This is a genomic window from Rhodococcus sp. IEGM 1307 (genome assembly GCF_030056915.1).
Lineage (GTDB): Bacteria > Actinomycetota > Actinomycetes > Mycobacteriales > Mycobacteriaceae > Rhodococcus_F > Rhodococcus_F opacus_D.
Genome location: NZ_JASHKW010000018.1, coordinates 1 through 17805, shown reverse-complemented (window position 1 = coordinate 17805; position 17805 = coordinate 1). Strand labels below are relative to the sequence as shown.

Genomic DNA, 17805 nt, shown 5'->3' with positions numbered 1-17805 from the left:
CAGAATCGGGCCTCGTGTCTGCACGTGAAAAGCCCTCTTCCGGTCTCGTCGGCGCCGGACTGCTCATCGTCGACAAGGATGCGGGCGTCACCAGCCACGACGTGGTGGCCCGGTGCCGCAAGCTGCTCGGCACCCGGAAGGTCGGGCACGCGGGCACTCTCGACCCGATGGCCACCGGGGTGCTGGTGCTCGGTGTGGAGCGGGCAACGAAGCTGCTGGGGCTCCTCGCACTGACCACCAAGGCGTACACGGCCACGATCAGGCTGGGTCAGGCCACCACGACCGACGACGCCGAGGGCGAGGTCGTGGCGTCGGCCGATGCGTCCGGCGTGACGGACGAGGAGATCGCCGCGCAGGTGCACACCCTCACCGGAGACATCCAGCAGATCCCGTCGAGCGTCAGCGCCATCAAGGTTGACGGCAGGCGGGCGCACGCACTGATCCGTGCGGGCGAGGAGTTCGAACTCGCTCCCCGCTCGGTCACGGTGTCCCGGTTCGAGGTCGTCGCGAGGCGAACCGAGGGCACGTTCGTCGACCTCGACGTCGAGGTGGAATGTTCCTCCGGCACGTACGTCCGGGCCCTCGCGCGTGATCTGGGGATCGCGCTGATCGGCGTAGGCGGACATCTCACCTCGCTGCGACGGACCCGGGTGGGACCGTTCACGCTCGAGCACGCGCGCACGCTGGAACAGCTGGCCGAGGAGCCGGGGGTCAGTCTCGACATCGATGCCGCCGCGCAGACCGCGTTCCCGCACCGGCAGATCGATGCGGACGAGGCCGAATCGATCAGTCAGGGCCGGTGGCTCGAGCCGATCGGTATCAAGGGCGTCTACGCTGCCATCGATCCGAGCGGGCACACGATCGCGCTGCTCCAGGAACGTGGACGGCGGGCCAGCTCGGTGATGGTGGTCCGCCCCGCGACCCTGAGGTAGCGGTTCACACCAGCCAGATGGCCTGGGCGGCGGGGTTTCCGAGCTCGATGGAGTCGTCGTGCGTGCCGAGCCGGATCGAGACGGTTCCGGCGTAGTCGCGTCGCTCCAGCACGGTGATCGTGACGTCCAGTGCCACCCCGACCGAGTCGAAGTACCGCAGCATCGCCGGGTCGGAGTCCGAGATCCGGGCGATGCGGCCGCTCTCGCCGTTGACGAAGTCGCTGAGCTGGCGTGCCGGAGGAGTGGGCACCGAGCCGTCGACCGCGGGAATCGGATCGCCGTGCGGATCGCGCTCGGGATGGCCGAGCTTGGCGTCCATCCGGGAGATCATCAGATCCGAGACGGCGTGTTCGAGTACCTCCGCCTCGTCGTGCACCTCGTCCCAGCCGTATCCCAGTTCGTGCACCAGGTACGTCTCGATGAGGCGGTGCCTGCGGACCATTCCGACGGCGGCGACGCGCCCCGCCTCGGTGAGGGCGATGGACCCGTATCGGGCGTGATCGACGAGACCCTGGTCGGACAGTTTCCGGATGGCCTCCGACACGGTGGACGCCGACACCCCGATCTTCTCGGAGAGCAATTTCGTGGACACCCGCTCCTGCGACCACTCCTGAACGGTCCAGATGACCTTGAGGTAGTCCTGCGCCACTGCCGAGAGAGCCCCGGTCTCGGAGGTCGAGTCCTCGGTCACGCTCTGGTCATTCTTGTTCACGGCCACGCCAACGAGCTTAGGCAAGTCTTACCGGCGAGACACATCGACACACCTGATCCGTCGCCGGGGGACGGCCCGGGTGACCACGAACCGCGAGGTCGTGGCGCTTCGCCGGCGCGCGGGGCGGCCGGACACCCGGTCCGGAGATGAACATCGGCGCGCGGCACCGTAGGCTGCCACTCGTGCTGAGATGGCGTGGTCTCGACGAGGTTCCTGCCGACTGGGGTCGTTGTGTTCTCACGATCGGCGTATTCGATGGCGTGCACCGAGGTCACGCCCAACTGATCAGTCGAGCGGTGGCGGCTGCCCGCACGCGTGGAATACCCAGCGTGCTCATGACTTTCGATCCTCATCCGATGGAAGTGGTTCGTCCGGGCAGTCATCCCGCCCAGCTCACGACGCTCGCCCGCCGGGCGGAGCTCGCGGAGGAGCTGGGGATCGACGTGTTCTGCGTCATGCCGTTCACCGCCGAATTCATGAAGTTGACGCCGGAGCGGTACGCCCACGAGATTCTCGTGGAGCGCCTGCACGTGGCGGATGTCGTCGTCGGTGAGAACTTCACGTTCGGCAAGAAGGCTGCGGGCAACGTCGACCTGCTGCGTCAGATCGGAGACCGGTTCGGGTTCGCGGTCGACGGTGTGACGTTGCTCGCGGAGCACGCGGTCACGTTCTCGTCCACCTACATCCGGTCGTGCGTGGACGCCGGCGACATGGCCGCCGCGACGGAGGCCCTCGGCCGTCCGCACCGCGTCGAGGGTGTCGTCGTCCACGGCGACGGTCGTGGACGGCAGCTCGGCTATCCGACGGCGAACGTCGCGCCGCCCATGTATGCCGCGATTCCCGCGGACGGCGTGTACGCCGCCTGGTTCACCGTGCTCGGACACGGAGTCGACCTGGGCACGGTCACCTCCGGCGAGCGGTACATGGCCGCCGTGTCGGTGGGCACCAATCCCACGTTCTCCGGGCGGACGCGCACCGTGGAGGCCTTCGTCCTCGACCGGGAAGCCGACCTGTACGGCCAGCACGTGGCCGTCGATCTGGTGGAGCGGCTCCGCGGGATGGAAAAATTCGATTCGGTCGACGACCTGATCGTCGCGATGGGCAAGGACGCCGAGCGTGCGCGTGCGATCCTGGCGGCGTCGGAGGACGTGCGGTAAAGCCGTCCCATTTCAGCTGGTAAAGTAGACCGCTGGCGTGCGCTGCGGTTCGCGGTGGCCGCGCCGAGTTTCGATCCTTGCACGCGAACGTCATCACCAGGAGTGAACCAGTGGCATTGACCACCGAAGAAAAGAAGCAGGTTCTGAGCGAGTACGGCCTGCACGAGACCGACACCGGTTCGCCGGAGGCGCAGGTGGCCATGCTCACCAAGCGCATCGTCGATCTCACCGAACACCTCAAGATGCACAAGCACGACCACCACTCCCGCCGCGGCCTCCTGCTGCTGGTCGGACGCCGTCGTCGTCTGCTCAAGTACGTCCAGAAGGTCGACATCGAGCGTTACCGCTCGCTGATCGAGCGTCTCGGCCTGCGTCGCTGAGTTTCGTACACAGCGGTCATTTCGATCGCAAATCACTCCGGTAGCCGGCGGGGCCTTGCTTAGACTGGGCCTCGCTGGCTATCGGCGTTAGCTGCCGAGGGCAGCACTACCGTATGCACCCGAGAATGTGGTGTCGGTCTTCGGTAGTGGTCTTCCGGACACGGTCCGGGGGACTTCGATCGACGGCCGCCTCCGCACAGCGACATCCCGAGAACTCGAGAGGGGGATGTCCCTCAGGTGCGCAGTTCTCGCCAGGAGGGTGAGAACGCCCCCGCGGGTACGGCGAAGACGAGAGGGAAGTGAAAAGAAGAGATGACAGAGAATTCCGCAGTAGAGGTCGATGAGGGCGTGTTCGAATCCACCGCCGTGATCGACAACGGGTCCTTCGGAACCCGCACCATTCGTTTCGAGACCGGTCGCCTCGCGCAGCAGGCTGCCGGCGCCGTCGTCGCCTACCTGGACGACGAGACGATGCTGCTGTCCGCGACGAGCGCCAGCAAGCACCCCAAGGAGCACTTCGACTTCTTCCCCCTGACGGTGGACGTCGAGGAGCGCATGTACGCGGCGGGCCGTATCCCCGGCTCGTTCTTCCGTCGTGAGGGCCGTCCCTCCACGGACGCGATCCTGACCTGCCGCCTGATCGACCGCCCGCTGCGCCCGTCGTTCGTCGACGGTCTGCGCAACGAGATCCAGGTCGTCGTCACGGTGATGAGCCTGAACCCGCAGGACCTGTACGACGTGGTCGCGATCAACGCCGCGTCTGCTTCCACCCAGATCGCCGGACTGCCGTTCTCCGGACCCGTCGGCGGTGTGCGCGTCGCGCTCATCACCTCGGACGAGAACAAGGCCGGCCAGTGGGTCGCATTCCCCACCGTCGAGCAGCTCGAGAACGCCGTCTTCGACATGGTCGTCGCGGGTCGCATCGTCTCCGGCAGCGGTGACGACGCCGACGTCGCGATCATGATGGTCGAGGCCGAAGCCACCGACAACGTGATCTCCCTGATCGACGGTGGCGCACAGGCTCCCACCGAGGCGATCGTGGCCGAGGGCCTCGAGGCCGCCAAGCCGTTCATCGCCCGCCTCTGCACCGCGCAGCAGCAGCTCGCGGCCAAGGCCTCCAAGCCCACCGGTGACTTCCCCGTCTTCCCGGCGTACCAGGACGACGTGTTCGCAGCCGTCGAGGCCGCCGCAGCGGAGAAGCTCAGCGCGGCACTGACCATCGCGGGCAAGCAGGAGCGCGACGACAAGACCGACGAGGTCAAGGTCGAGGTCCTCGAGCAGGTCGCCCCGAACTTCGAGGGTCGCGAGAAGGAACTCGGCGCGGCATTCCGTTCGCTGACGAAGAAGCTGGTCCGTCAGCGCATCCTGCGCGACCAGTTCCGCATCGACGGCCGTGGCATCACGGACATCCGTTCGCTGTCGGCCGAGGTCGCCATCGTTCCGCGTGCCCACGGTTCCGCTCTGTTCGAGCGCGGCGAGACCCAGATCCTGGGTGTCACCACCCTCGACATGGTGAAGATGGCGCAGCAGGTCGATTCCCTCGGACCCGAGACGACCAAGCGGTACATGCACCACTACAACTTCCCGCCGTACTCCACCGGTGAGACGGGACGCGTCGGTTCCCCGAAGCGCCGCGAGATCGGTCACGGCGCGCTGGCGGAGCGGGCACTCATGCCCGTGCTGCCCAGCGTCGAGGAATTCCCGTACGCCATCCGTCAGGTCTCGGAGGCTCTCAGCTCCAACGGCTCCACCTCGATGGGTTCCGTGTGCGCGTCGACGCTCGCGCTGCTCAACGCCGGTGTGCCGCTGAAGGCTCCGGTCGCCGGTATCGCCATGGGCCTCGTCTCCGACCAGGTCGACGGTGAGACCCGCTACGTCGCGCTCACCGACATCCTCGGTGCCGAGGACGCGTTCGGCGACATGGACTTCAAGGTCGCGGGCACGAAGGACTTCGTCACGGCCCTGCAGCTCGACACGAAGCTCGACGGCATCCCGTCCAAGGTCCTCGCCGGCGCGCTGTCGCAGGCCAAGGATGCGCGGGCGACGATCCTCGAGGTCATGGCCGAGGCCATCGACACCCCCGACGAGATGAGCCCGTTCGCCCCGCGCGTCACGGCCATCAAGGTCCCCGTCGACAAGATTGGTGAGGTCATCGGCCCCAAGGGCAAGATGATCAACTCCATCACCGAGCAGACCGGCGCCAACATCTCCATCGAAGATGACGGCACCGTGTTCGTCGGTGCGACGGACGGCCCGTCCGCGCAGGCCGCGATCGACATGATCAACGCCATCGCCAACCCGCAGCTGCCGAAGGTCGGCGAGCGCTTCCTGGGCACGGTCGTCAAGACCACCGCCTTCGGTGCGTTCGTGTCGCTCCTTCCCGGCCGCGACGGATTGGTGCACATCTCGAAGCTGGGCAGCGGCAAGCGCATTGCCAAGGTCGAGGACGTCGTGAGCGTCGGCTCGAAGTTGCGTGTCGAGATTGCCGACATCGACAACCGCGGCAAGATCTCGCTTATCCCCGTCGAAGAAGACGGCGCTGCGGCTCCGGCCGAGCAGAGCGAAGAGGCGGCTGCCGAGAAGTAGCCTTCTCCCGGTCACCACGCCGGCGGCCCGCACGAATCTCGTGCGGGGCCGTCGGCGTCTTCGTGTCGGGTGCGTCAGGAGGACGGTGCCGCGGTGAACCGTCCGACATACCGCCGCTGCCACGGTGTCTCGACCGCGTGACGGTGGTAGTGCTGCCGGACGTACGCGACGGCGTCCCGCGCCGGGACCCCGTCGAGCACGGCGATGCAGGCGAGGGCTGTGCCCGTCCGGCCGCGACCGCCCCCGCATGCCAACTCCACCCGTTCCGTCGCGGCGCGGCGCCACACCTCACCCAGCGCATCGAGGGTGTCGTCGCGGTCCCGCGGCAACGCGAAGTCGGGCCAGCGGACCCACCGTGAGTCCCACTGCACCGGCGGCGGCGTCCGCCCCAGCAGGTAGACGGCGAAATCGGGGAGGGGACCGTCGGGGAGTGGTCGCCTCAGCCCCCGGCCGCGGACCAGCCGCCCGGACGGCAGGCGGAGGACTCCAGGAGCGTCGGCGTCCCAGGTATCGAACATGGCGCTCACTCTATTGCGCAGCCGCTCGGAAGACGCGATCTTCGAGGACCGGGACGGCGGTGCTCCGGTCCACCTCGGCGGCGATTACGACGTCCTGCGGGTATCCCGAGGCACGCAACTCCCGTCCCGACGCACACGCCGCGAGGGACTGCGGGAGGGTGTCCGCGACACCGCGCCAGGCGGTCATGGCCGCCAGGGCTTCCGGCGACGCGTCAGCGCCCCGACCGATCGCCGTCAGAGCGGACAGCACGGCGCCCGCGCCCCACAGATCCTCGATCGCCGGCCGGAGTTCGCCGCCCGGCCATTTCTCCCCGGCGGCGATCACCGACACCACCGACGTCGACGTGCAGTGCCGGGCGATCCAGTCTGCAACAGCGGTCGCATTCCGTAGGGACGCCCCGACGCACACGCCGGTTCCGGTGCCGAGCTCGAAGCTGATGGTCGATCCGTTCGGCGAGGGAAGCACCAACCTGCGCGGCGCCGCGGTCCGTCGAATCGTATTCGGCGACAAGCTGATCTGCCCGTTCGCCGCCCGGCTGCGTCCGACGGCGAGGACCGCGTCCGAGTCACGGGCGTAGCGTTCGGAAGAATCGTCGTTCCACCGGTAGGGCAGGACGTCGATGCCGGCGTCGACCGCAACGGTGAGTGTGGTGGTGAACGACAGGACGTCCACTACGACCGCGACGTCGGCGTCGGCGCCGACGGCTTTCGCCCCCGGCAGGCCCCAGTCGAAACGGAGGCCGTAATCGTGTTGGAGATGTTCGCGGTTCACGGGGTCTCCCCGCTCTCCGTCGACGTGAGCGTTATGAGGGCAGCGATAACCGTGGTGACCGCGACGCTCGGGGGACCGGGTAGGCGCGCGGCACCGATGTCGCGGAAGGCTCGGGGATCGTCGAGGCGAATCTGCGCGCACCCGGGTGGGGGAGTATCCGTGGCCGGCACGATGCCCACGCCCAAGCCGGATGCGACCAGGCCGTGCACGGTGTGCACGTCCTCTCCTTCGAACGCGATCGTGGGTAGGGCACCGGCTCGGGCGAACAGGTCGTCGAGCGATCCCCGGAGTCCGTAGCCCGGCTTGAGAGTGACGATCGGCTCGGAGGCGAGGTCACGGATCGTCGTCGAGGTCGATGCGGCCCGCGGGTGTTCGGAGGGCACCAGGACGACGAGCGGCTGTTCGAACAGCGGCGTGACCGTCAGGCCCTCGGGCGGTGGGGTGAGACGGGAGGCGAGCGCGATATCGGCCTCACGGTTGAGGAGGGTGTCCAGGCACGTGCGGCGCGCGCCCTGACTGAGGACGAACCGGATCGTCGGATCCGTCGCGCGGACGGTGCGAATCAACTCGGGCACGAGGTGCTCGCCGAGCGACATCTGAAAGGCGACGCGAACGGTGGCCCGCGCCTGTCGGTCTTCGGACTGCACGGCGTCGAGGCCGTCCACCACCGCCTCGAGTGCGCGCTGTGCGTAAGGCACCAGTGTCCGGCCGGCATCGGTCAGGCGCACGCCGCGGCCGTCCGGTTCCAGGAGCGAGATGTCGAGTTGCTTTTCGAGTCGGCGGATTATCCGGCTGACCGTGGGCTGGGGCATCCCGAGCATCGCGGCAGCGACAGTCACATGTTCGACTTCGCCGAGGGCGACGAGGACGGGGAGGTGCGGCAACAGCGCCTTGACGGTCTCGCTATTCATGACTCAACTGTATGAGTCGATGGATGGTTCTGCATTGGATTCATCAGTTCTTCGGATCTAACGTCGACTCCATGCCCGCCACACACCTCACGGAGAAGGAGACCCGCGCAGCGACTGCCCTGCAGCCCACGCCGCCGACGGGCAATCCGGACCGCCGACTCTCGGCTGCGCTGTGGTGTGCCGGTGTGGCGACCTTTGCCCTGATGTACGCGCCTCAAGGGCTCCTCACGCAGATCGGGCACGACGCGTCCGTGAGCCCGGCGCAGGCTTCTCTCCTGGTCTCGGCGGCCACGCTCGGGCTGGCGTTGTCGGTTCTGCCGTGGGCCCGGTTCTCGGATCGGGTGGGGCGCCCCACCGCGATGCGGTACGCGGCGGCAACCGCGGGACTGCTCGCCGTGGCCGTCCCCTGGCTCCCGACGTTCGACGCGCTGGTGGCGGGACGATTCGTCCAAGGGGTGGCGCTCGGGGGACTGCCGGCGCTGGCGATGACACTGCTCCACGAGGTCGCCGCGCCGGCGCGGACCGCGGCATTGGCCGGTTCCTACGTGGCAGCAACATCATTGGGTGGTTTGAGCGGTCGACTTCTGGTCGTCCCGGTCGCCGATCACCTCGGGTGGCGTCCGGCCTTGGCGATCCTCGGCGTAGGTCTGGCGATCCTGATGGCCATCCTGATCGCGTTGCTTCCCGCCGGTCGGGGGCGGCGAGTGGCCGTCCCGTCCACCGGGATCCTTGCCATCCACCTGCGGGATACCCGCCTGCTGGCATTGTTCGGCATCGGTGCGCTACTCGTCGGCGGCATGGTGGCCGTCTTCAACTACCTCCCCTTCCGCCTCGAGGCCGCTCCGTACCACCTCGCGCCCACGGTGGTGTCGCTGATCTTTCTCGCCTATCTGGCGGGCACGGCGGGCTCTCGCGCCGCCGGCTGGGTGGTTGGCCGGTTCGGTCACCGAACCGTGCTCGTGTCGGCCTGTGCCTTCATGGCAGGTGGGACGATGCTCAGCGTCGCCGGATCGCTGGTCCTGATCCTCCTCGGCGTGGCCGCGATCACCGGCGGACTCTTCGTCGGCCATGCCGTCGCATCCGGCATGGTCGGCGCCCACGCGACAACGGGTCGCGCACAGGCGACGGCGCTGTACAACGTCTCCTACTACGCCGGCTCCAGCCTGTTCGGCTGGGTCGGAGGAATCGCCTGGGCGAACGGACAATGGTTTTACGTGGCCGTCCTGGTCCTCGTCCTGACGGTGCTGGCCCTCGTCCTCGCGCTCCTCCCATCGACAACCGCACGTCGCGTCGTCGCCGTCGAGTCCTGCTGAAGCGGGAGTTGGGATCTCTCCGGCAGGCCGGAGCCCCTGTCCGGGTGGGGGCCTGCTGTAATGGGGACAGGACAGAGGGGAGGGTCTGATGAGTGGAATGTTCCTACTCGGTGCGGTGTTGGCCGGCAGTGGAGGTGTTCTGGGGTTGGCAGTCGCACTGTTCGGAGGTGCGGAACCAAGCCGCCTTCGCCTATGTGCGTTGGACGGCCACACCGAAGCCTGTGATGCGCCCCGGGCTTGACCGGAGAGTCGGTCGGGTCGTTCGGCCGTCTGGCGCGAAATGCGTGAAGATCAGCTGCGACGGCGGGCAATGTGCAGGACCGCGCCGAAGTGCCGCCGGATGCGGTGTTCGGGCCGCTCGGCAACTCGACGACGAATCTCGCTATACAGCCGTTCCCGTTGCCATTTCGCCATCGCGATGTGACCGGAGAAGGTGTCGAGAAGGTCGAGATAGCCGTCCACGTCGTAGCTGACTTCCCAGTCGAAGTGACGCACCACGACGCTGTCGAAGAACCCGCTCTCCTCGAATTCGGCCCGATGATCGGCCAGCTCACCCGGGCGCGCCCACGTCGCGGTATCCGGGAGACCTTCGCCGATCTCCTCGTAGACGGGCTGAATGTCACGAAAGATCGGGTCCCCACCTTCCGGGAACACGTGTTGTGCACCCCAAAAAGCCAGATGTCCTTCGGGGCGAATGAGGCTGGCCGCCTTGATGTATCGCGTCGAGGGATCGATCCAGTGCCAGGAGGTTGCCGCGAATACTAAGTCGTAGGTCACGCCTGGCGCAGGCCTCCATTGCTCGAAATCGGCGCAGACCACCTCGGCGTTGGGGAACGCCGCTACATTCTCACGTGCGATCGCTGCCAGGTCATGCCCGAGTTCGACCGACGTGATGGTGAAGCCCCTCCGCGCGAGCTCGACGGTGGCCTTGCCCGTACCTCCTCCGATCTCCAGTAGCGAGTCACCTGGGCGCAGTCCGGACGTGAGGACGAGTTCGTCGTAGAGCGCTGACGGATAGCTGGGCCGAGCGGCGTGGTACTTCTCGGCGGCCAACTCGAAGGTGTTCCGAAGCGTACGGCGATCCGTTGTCATGATTCGATCATCTCTGCTCCTCGGCGGATCGATCCAGCACCGGATTCGCCGGCGCTTCGCGGTCTTGTCGTGTCTACACCGCTACCAGCGCTTTGACGCGCTAACCATCAGTGATAGCGACCAGGTATAGCGGGAGAATCAAACAGACCGGTCTCCATCGTGGCCCGACCGAGCAAGGAGCGTGACGAGGCCAACTCGGGGTGGGCACCCGGTGGCGCGGGGTAACCCGCATTCTGGGTAGGCGGCTCGACCGGTGACCGAATTCGTCGAGTACGAGCCGTTGAAGGTGGCCACGTCCAAGTCGGTGGAGAGCAAGGTCGGCTTCACCGCGACGACGAGGCTCGAGGAAGTCGACGGCGGCACCCTGTTCACCTATCGGACCGACAGCGAAAGTGGCCTCGGAGGAATCTTCGGCAAGCTGGCCGCCCCGATAGTCGCGAAGGCGTACTCACGCACGGTGCGGGCAAGTTTGGATAACCTCGCAGACGTGGTCACCATCGACAGCTGACCATGTGGGTCGGCTCTCATTCGGTCGTTCCCCGAGCTGCGATGAGATTCCGTGTCTCGACGAGTCTTACCGTGCATACGATGTGGCCGACCGAAGGAGCGAGCTGTGGAATATGTCTGGTCGATGGTGCACGCGGAGCGTGCGGCGCTGATCGACGACCTCGGGAGTCTCGACGCGGCACGGTGGGACGAGCCGTCGCTCTGCGGCGACTGGACGGTGCACGACGTGGTCGCCCACCTGGTCGACACGGCTCGGACGACGCGCCTCGGTTTCATGCTCGGCCTCGTCCGGGCGCGATTCGACTTCGACCGCCAGAACGCACGCGGCGTGGAACGCGAGCGTGGCGCCTCACCGCAGGAGACATTGGAGCGGCTTCGTCGGGCAGCGTCGCGCACGTCGACGCCTCCGGCACCCCTCGACAGCAGGCTCGTCGAGGAGATCGTCCACGGTGAGGACATCCGTCGGCCCTTGGGACTCACCCGCTCCTACCCGGCGGAGGCCGTCGACAGATCGCTCCGCCTCCAGACGCGCACCCCGGCGTCCTTCGGCGGCGCCAAAGAGCTTGTGTCCCGTGTCCGGCTGACGGCAGCGGACGCCGACGTGTCGATCGGCGACGGCCCCGAGGTGAGCGGCACCGCCCTTTCGCTTCTCCTGGCCGTCTCCGGTCGGAGAGTGGCGCTCGACGACCTCGACGGACCGGGCGTGGAGGTCCTCGCGGCGGCGATCTGACGATCTACCGTCCGGAAACCGGGCGACGGTCCACTTGCGGGCGTGATCTGGGCTCCGTATCCCGGGACCTGATCGGGGACCCGGTGACGTCGTCGTAGCAAGCCGGTCCGCGATTGTCGAGCAGGCGCGGCTCGTGTCGCCGGCCTGGATCGGCGGAGCCGTGTCGCCCTCGGGAACGATGAGCGACACATAGCGTTAAATAGCGTCTCGGACAGCAACCGCGCCGTCGCGGTGGACGGAATCAGCTGCGCCTTGTCCGGCTGGATCGCGATGGCGATTTCATGCGTTCGTTGCACCATCGAGTAGTTCGTTTGACACAGGGAGGCGCCACTAGCTGACAGCGTCGACGAGGTAGGTGTTGAGAACTCGTGCAATGTCCGCCAACGCTCGCGGCGTGGTCATACGAATATGCGTGGCATCGATGGGATAGTAGTCGATTGAACCAGTTATGTATGGTTGCCAGCAACTTTCGGCAACCTCTCGGGTCATCTCGCCAGCTGCGGCGGCGAAGAAGACCATGTCTCCGTCGAACACGGCGGGGTGGTAGTCGGCGACCAACCGTGGCGCGTCATTGAAGGATTCGACGATCCGCTTCACGTGTGATGGCTGGAGAAACTCGAATGCTCCGGTTCGCAGATGAATCAGTTCGGTCGCTTGTTCAGCCGACATGGTTTCCCCCGCGGCATCGAAGTCTTCGGCACCGAATCCAAACAGATCGGCTAGCTCGACCAGGATGTCTTCAACAGTGAATTCCTGGTTTGCAGTCGATTCCGCTTCGCGGAACCGGCTGTCCAGCATCGCCAGCATCGAGACCTGCTTCCCGAGAAGGCCGAGTCGTGTGGCTACGGCGTGGGCAATAACTCCGCCCAAGGACCAGCCGAGCAGGCGATACGGCCCATCTGATTGCACGGCCTGGATCTCCCGGACGTAGTGCTCCGCCAACTGTTCGATGGAACGGGGATGCGGGTCGTCTTCGACGAGTTCGGGGGATTGCAGCCCGTAGATTCGCTGTCTCGGTTCGGTGTATCGAGCCAAACCTGCGTAGCACCAGGCCAATCCGCTAGCCGGGTGTATGCAAAAGATCGGGTCGGAATCTCCAGCTGATGTGATCGGGAACAGGACGTCGAATGCCGAAGGTCCGGTCGGCGCAATAGGTGTCGACCCGTCGGAGACCGCCTCGACTCTACTGGCGATCGCTTCCACCGTGGCGCCAGTGAAGAGCCATGCCACTGGCATCTCGACGTCGAGAGCCTCTCGCAGCCGCGCACTGACCTGGATGGCGAGCAGCGAGTTGCCGCCCAGGGTGAAGAAGTCGTCGTCGAGTCCGATTCGGTCGTGGCCGAGGACGTCGGTGAAGACGTCGGCGATGGTCTGTTCGGTGGGGGTGACCGGTGGTCGGAACTGTCGCTTCAGCGGTGTTGGTGCGGGGAGTGCTCGCCGGTCGATCTTGCCGTTGGTGGTCAGGGGTAGTGCGTCGAGGATGGTGATGGGGGTGGGCACCATGTAGTCGGGGAGGTGGTCGGCGGCGAAGGTGTGGATCGTGGTGGGGTCGAGGGGGGTGTGGTTGCGGGGGACGACGTAGCCGACGAGTTGGTCGCCGGTGTGGTGGTCGTGGTGGACTGTCACTGCGGCGTGGGTGATGTCGGGGTGGGTGGTGAGGGTGGCTTCGATTTCGCCGAGTTCGATGCGGTGGCCGCGGATTTTGACTTGGAGGTCGCGGCGGCCGAGGTATTCGAGGTTGCCGTCGGGGTGCCAGCGGACGAGGTCGCCGGTGCGGTACATGCGTTGGCCGGGTGGGCCGTAGGGGTTGGCGACGAACCGTTCGGCGGTCAGTGCGGGCCGGTTGTGGTATCCGCGGGCCAGCTGGATCCCGGCCACATACAACTCGCCCACCACCGCCACCGGTACCGGATGCAAGCGGTGGTCCAGCACGTAGGCGTGGCAGTTGATCTGGGGTGTGCCGATGGGCACCACCGACTCTTCGTGTTGGGTGCAGCGGTGGCAGATGACGCTGACGGTGGTTTCGGTGGGCCCGTACTGGTTCCATACCGTCGCCGGACCGAACTCCGCCAACCGCGCGACCGTCTGCCCGGACAGCGTTTCACCGCCGAGGTAGACCACCCGCACGCCGCGGAGGACGTCGGGTGATCGGCCGGCCATCAGGGCGGTCAGTACCGTCGGCACCGACGCCACGTGAGTGACCTTCTGTGCCCGGATGAGTTCGGCGAGGTAGTCGGGGTCGCGTTGGCCGTCGGGCCCTGCCAAGACCACGCAGCCCCCGACCTGCAGCGGTGCGAAGAGATCGGGGGTCGACGCGTCGAAGGTCACCGCGTTGCTCTGCAGAAGTCGGTCACCGGCACGGTAATCGAACGCCTCGACCACCCACTGAGCCTCGTTGACGATCGCGCTGTGCGCCACGGTCACCCCCTTCGGGCGGCCGGTCGATCCCGAGGTGAACATCACGTAGGCCGTGTTCTGCGGGCGTAGCGGTGCGCGGCGGTCCGCGTCGGTCACCGGCATCGCGGACAGCGGTGACAGATCGATGGTGTCGAGGTGGAGGACCGGTACCGGGTCGGGCGGATCGTCTTCGTCGTCGTGGGTGGTGGTCAGCATGCAGGTGGGTTGCGCCACTGCGAGTATGAAGTGTGTGCGCTCGGCCGGGTGGTGGGGGTCGATGGGCAGATAAGCTGCACCGGCGGTGAGGGTGGCGTAGACGCCGACGACGAAGTCGAGGGAGCGGCGCATCCGTAGTGCCACGATGGTTTCCGGGCCCACGCCCTGGGTGATCAGGTGTCGGGCGAGACGGTTGACGCGTGCATCGAACTCGGCGTAGGACAGTGTTCGGTTTCCGTCCACCACCGCGGGCGCGTCGGGTGTGCGCGTGACCTGCGCACCGAACATCGACACCAGTGTGTCGGTGGTTGTCGCATGATCGGTGTGGTTCCAGTCCTCGAGGATCAGCTGTTTTTCGTCGGGGTCGAGGAGGTCGAGGTCGCCGACTGGGCTGTCGGGATCGGCCACCGCTGCCTCGAGGAGTCGGGTGAATCGGTCGGCGAAGCCGCGGACGGTGTCCTCGTCGAACAGGTCCTGCGCGTAAGTGAGCGCGGCGGTCAAACCCTGAGCGGCACCATCGCGGTCGACGCGTTCGCTCACCACCAGGGTGAGGTCGAACTGGGTGGCGGTGTGGTCGATGTCCTCGATACGGGCGGTCAGTCCCGCCAGTTCGATCTTCGGGTGCTCTTGGTTCTGGAAGACGAGCATCACCTGGAACAGTGGGTGTCGGGTGGTCGATCGTGTCGGGTTGAGGGCTTGTACCACCCGTTCGAACGGCACGTCGGCGTGCTCGAATGCGGCCAGGTCGGTTTCTCGCACCGTCGTGAGCAGTTGGGTGAAGCTGCTGGCAGCGTCGACCGGGGTTCGCAGTGCGAGGGTGTTGACGAACATGCCGACCAGGTCGTCGAGGGCCGGGTCGCCGCGGCCGGCGACGGGGGTGCCGATCGCGATATCCGCGGTGCCCGATGTTCGGGCCAGGAATATCGCGAATGCGGTGTGCAGCACCATGAACACGGTCGCGGTGTGTTGTCGTGCGAGTTCGGCTGCCGCGCGGTGGGTGGGCGCGTCGATGGTGAACGTGTGTGTTCGTCCACGGTGGGTGACGGCGGGCGGTGTTCGGTTCCCGGGTAGTTCGAGCTGTTCGGGCAGACCGTCGAGGGTGGAACGCCAGTAGGTCAGCTGTTGCGCGAGCAACGAGTTCGGGTCGTCGTCGGAGCCGAGCAACTCCCGTTGCCACAGGGTGTAGTCGGCGTACTGCACCGTCGGTGCGCTCCAGACGGGTGGGTTCCCGTGGGTGCGCGCGGTGTAGGCGGCCATGAGATCTCGGGCCAGCGGGGCGATCGAGGAGCCGTCGGCGCAGATGTGGTGCAGCACCACGGCGAGCACGTGCTCGTTGTCGGCCGTCTCGAACAGGGAGGCCCGCACCGGCACCGATGTGGTGACGTCGAACTCGGCGGAGGCCATCGACAGCAGTCGCGTGGCGAGCTCGTTCTCGGTCACCGCGGCGGTGGCGAATCCGCCGCTGATCTCGGCCGCCGGGACGACCACTTGGTGCGGGCCGGCCTCGGATTCGGGGTAGATCGTCCGGAGGGTCTCGTGCCGGTCCACGACGTCTGCGATCGCTGCCAGCAGTGCGGCCGTGTCCATGGTTCCCGACAGGCGCACGGCGAAGGGGATGTTGTAGACCGGTGAGTGTGGGTCGAACCGGTTGAGGAACCAGATGCGTTGCTGCGCATATGATAGCGGGATGTGTTCGGGGCGGGTCCGCGGAACCAGGGGTGTGCGTGCACCCGCAGCGGCCCGGGATTCGAGCCACGTCGACAGTGCCTGCACCGACGACGCCTCGAACAGCACTCGCATCGGTACCCGCGCATCCATCGCCACACTGAGCCGCGACACCACCTGCGTCGCGAGCAGCGAGTTGCCGCCCAGGGCGAAGAAGTCGTCGTCGAGCCCGACCCTCTCGCGATCGAGGACATCTGCGAACACGCCGGCAACGACCCCCTCCGCCACCGTCACCGGCGCCCGGTACTGCGGCACCGGAAATACCGGTGCCGGCAACGCCCGCCGATCCACCTTCCCACTGGCCGTCAACGGCAATCGATCCAGCACGGTAATCGGTGAGGGCACCATGTAGTCGGGGAGGCGCTCCGCGACCAGCACGCGGACACGAGCCGGGTCGAGGCGGGCGCCATCGCGGGGGACGACGTAGCCGACGAGTTGGTCGCCGGTGTGGTGGTCGTGGTGGACTGTCACTGCGGCGTGGGTGATGTCGGGGTGGGTGGTGAGGGTGGCTTCGATTTCGCCGAGTTCGATGCGGTGGCCGCGGATTTTGACTTGGAGGTCGCGGCGGCCGAGGTATTCGAGGTTGCCGTCGGGGTGCCAGCGGACGAGGTCGCCGGTGCGGTACATGCGTTGGCCGGGTGGGCCGTAGGGGTTGGCGACGAACCGTTCGGCGGTCAGTGCGGGCCGGTTGTGGTATCCGCGGGCCAGCTGGACCCCGGCCACATACAACTCGCCCACCACCGCCACCGGTACCGGATGCAAGCGGTGGTCCAGCACGTAGGCGTGGCAGTTGATCTGGGGTGTGCCGATGGGCACCACCGACTCTTCGTGTTGGGTGCAGCGGTGGCAGATGACGCTGACGGTGGTTTCGGTGGGCCCGTACTGGTTCCATACCGTCGCCGGGCCGAACTCCGCCAACCGCGCGACTGTCTGCCCGGACAGCGTTTCACCGCCGAGGTAGACCACCCGCACGCCGCGGAGGACGTCGGGTGATCGGCCGGCCATCAGGGCGGTCATCACCGTCGGCACCGACGACATGTGGGTAATCGCTTGGGTGCGGATGAGTTCGGCGAGGTAGTCGGGGTCGCGTTGGCCGTCGGGCCCTGCCAAGACCACGCAGCCCCCGACCTGCAGCGGTGCGAAGAGGTCGGGAGTCGATGCGTCGAAGGTCACCGCGTTGCTCTGCAGAAGACGGTCACCCAAGCCGTAGTCGAACGCAACCCACTGCACCTCGTTGACGATCGCGCTGTGCGCTACGGTCACTCCCTTCGGGCGGCCGGTCGATCCCGAGGTGAACATCACGTAGGCCGTGTTCTGCGGGCGTAGCGGTGCGCGGCGGTCCGCGTCGGTCACCGGCATCGCGGACAGCGGTGACAGATCGATGGTGTCGAGGTGGAGGACCGGTACCGGGTCGGGCGGATCGTCTTGGTCGTCGTGGGTGGTGGTCAGCATGCAGGTGGGTTGCGCCACTGCGAGTATGAAGTGTGTGCGCTCGGCTGGGTGGTGGGGGTCGATGGGCAGATAAGCTGCACCGGCGGTGAGGGTGGCGTAGACGCCGACGACGAAGTCGAGGGAGCGGCGCATCCGTAGTGCCACGATGGTTTCCGGGCCCACGCCCTGGGTGATCAGGTGTCGGGCGAGGCGGTTGACGCGTGCATCGAACTCGGCGTAGGACAGTGTTCGGTTTCCGTCCACCACCGCGGGCGCGTCGGGTGTGCGCGTGACCTGCGCACCGAACATCGACACCAGTGTGTCGGTGGTTGTCGCATGATCGGTGTGGTTCCAGTCCTCGAGGATCAGCTGTTTTTCGTCGGGGTCGAGGATGTCGAGGTCGCCGACCGGGCTGTCGGGATCGGC

General features: G+C 66.9%; 12 protein-coding genes and 1 pseudogene. 7 read left to right on the top strand and 6 right to left on the bottom strand.

Annotated elements, in window-relative coordinates:
- The first annotated feature begins 14 nt into the window (after nt 1–14).
- Nucleotides 15–932, top strand: coding sequence for a tRNA pseudouridine(55) synthase TruB (gene truB / locus QM841_RS29475; protein WP_133986559.1), 918 nt, complete (start codon nt 15–17; stop codon nt 930–932).
- Nucleotides 933–936: 4 nt separating this feature from the next.
- Here truB and QM841_RS29470 read toward each other — a convergent pair whose 3' ends face one another.
- On the bottom strand, nt 937–1650 hold the full coding sequence (locus QM841_RS29470) for a metal-dependent transcriptional regulator (RefSeq protein ID WP_280784649.1): 714 nt from the start codon (nt 1648–1650) through the stop codon (nt 937–939).
- Between the two features lie 176 nt (nt 1651–1826).
- On the opposite strand from QM841_RS29470, the gene QM841_RS29465 reads away from it, so the two are divergent.
- The 3 genes from QM841_RS29465 (at nt 1827) to QM841_RS29455 (ending at nt 5767) form a co-directional block, all read left to right on the top strand.
- A complete protein-coding gene (locus QM841_RS29465) occupies nt 1827–2801 on the top strand; it encodes a bifunctional riboflavin kinase/FAD synthetase (RefSeq protein ID WP_025432373.1) in 975 nt (324 codons plus the stop codon).
- 110 nt (nt 2802–2911) lie between these two features.
- On the top strand, nt 2912–3181 hold the full coding sequence (rpsO, locus tag QM841_RS29460; protein ID WP_005240682.1) for a 30S ribosomal protein S15: 270 nt from the start codon (nt 2912–2914) through the stop codon (nt 3179–3181).
- Nucleotides 3182–3493: 312 nt separating this feature from the next.
- Nucleotides 3494–5767 carry a polyribonucleotide nucleotidyltransferase gene (locus tag QM841_RS29455; RefSeq protein WP_005240683.1) on the top strand — a complete coding sequence of 758 codons (2274 nt, stop codon included), beginning with the start codon at nt 3494–3496 and terminating at the stop codon, nt 5765–5767.
- Nucleotides 5768–5841: 74 nt separating this feature from the next.
- On the opposite strand, the gene QM841_RS29450 is transcribed toward QM841_RS29455, so the two are convergent.
- The 3 genes from QM841_RS29450 to QM841_RS29440 are packed head-to-tail and all read right to left on the bottom strand — an operon-like array spanning nt 5842 to nt 7968.
- Complete coding sequence (locus tag QM841_RS29450; RefSeq protein WP_280784650.1) at nt 5842–6285, bottom strand: protein phosphatase; 444 nt, start codon at nt 6283–6285, stop codon at nt 5842–5844.
- 10 nt (nt 6286–6295) lie between these two features.
- On the bottom strand, nt 6296–7057 hold the full coding sequence (locus QM841_RS29445; RefSeq protein WP_283334744.1) for a 2-phosphosulfolactate phosphatase: 762 nt from the start codon (nt 7055–7057) through the stop codon (nt 6296–6298).
- The gene (locus tag QM841_RS29440) at nt 7054–7968 is read right to left on the bottom strand and encodes a LysR family transcriptional regulator (RefSeq protein ID WP_280784652.1); all 915 of its coding nucleotides are present in this window, start codon (nt 7966–7968) and stop codon (nt 7054–7056) included. The genes QM841_RS29445 and QM841_RS29440 overlap by 4 nt, the downstream gene beginning before the upstream one ends.
- An 11-nt stretch (nt 7969–7979) precedes the next feature.
- On the opposite strand from QM841_RS29440, the gene QM841_RS29435 reads away from it, so the two are divergent.
- Nucleotides 7980–9281: an MFS transporter gene (locus QM841_RS29435; RefSeq protein ID WP_349307429.1), complete on the top strand. Its 1302-nt coding sequence runs from the start codon at nt 7980–7982 to the stop codon at nt 9279–9281.
- Between the two features lie 291 nt (nt 9282–9572).
- Here QM841_RS29435 and QM841_RS29430 read toward each other — a convergent pair whose 3' ends face one another.
- Entirely contained in the window at nt 9573–10334 is a 762-nt protein-coding gene (locus QM841_RS29430; protein WP_283334742.1) for a class I SAM-dependent methyltransferase, read from the bottom strand.
- Between the two features lie 227 nt (nt 10335–10561).
- On the opposite strand from QM841_RS29430, the pseudogene QM841_RS29425 reads away from it, so the two are divergent.
- Together QM841_RS29425 and QM841_RS29420 are read left to right on the top strand one after the other, a co-directional pair.
- A pseudogene (locus QM841_RS29425) lies at nt 10562–10881 on the top strand (SRPBCC family protein); the annotation flags it as partial.
- 105 nt (nt 10882–10986) lie between these two features.
- Nucleotides 10987–11610 carry a maleylpyruvate isomerase family mycothiol-dependent enzyme gene (locus tag QM841_RS29420; protein ID WP_283334741.1) on the top strand — a complete coding sequence of 208 codons (624 nt, stop codon included), beginning with the start codon at nt 10987–10989 and terminating at the stop codon, nt 11608–11610.
- Between the two features lie 330 nt (nt 11611–11940).
- Here QM841_RS29420 and QM841_RS29415 read toward each other — a convergent pair whose 3' ends face one another.
- Complete coding sequence (locus QM841_RS29415) at nt 11941–17688, bottom strand: non-ribosomal peptide synthetase (protein WP_283334740.1); 5748 nt, start codon at nt 17686–17688, stop codon at nt 11941–11943.
- Between the last annotated feature and the right edge of the window lie 117 nt (nt 17689–17805).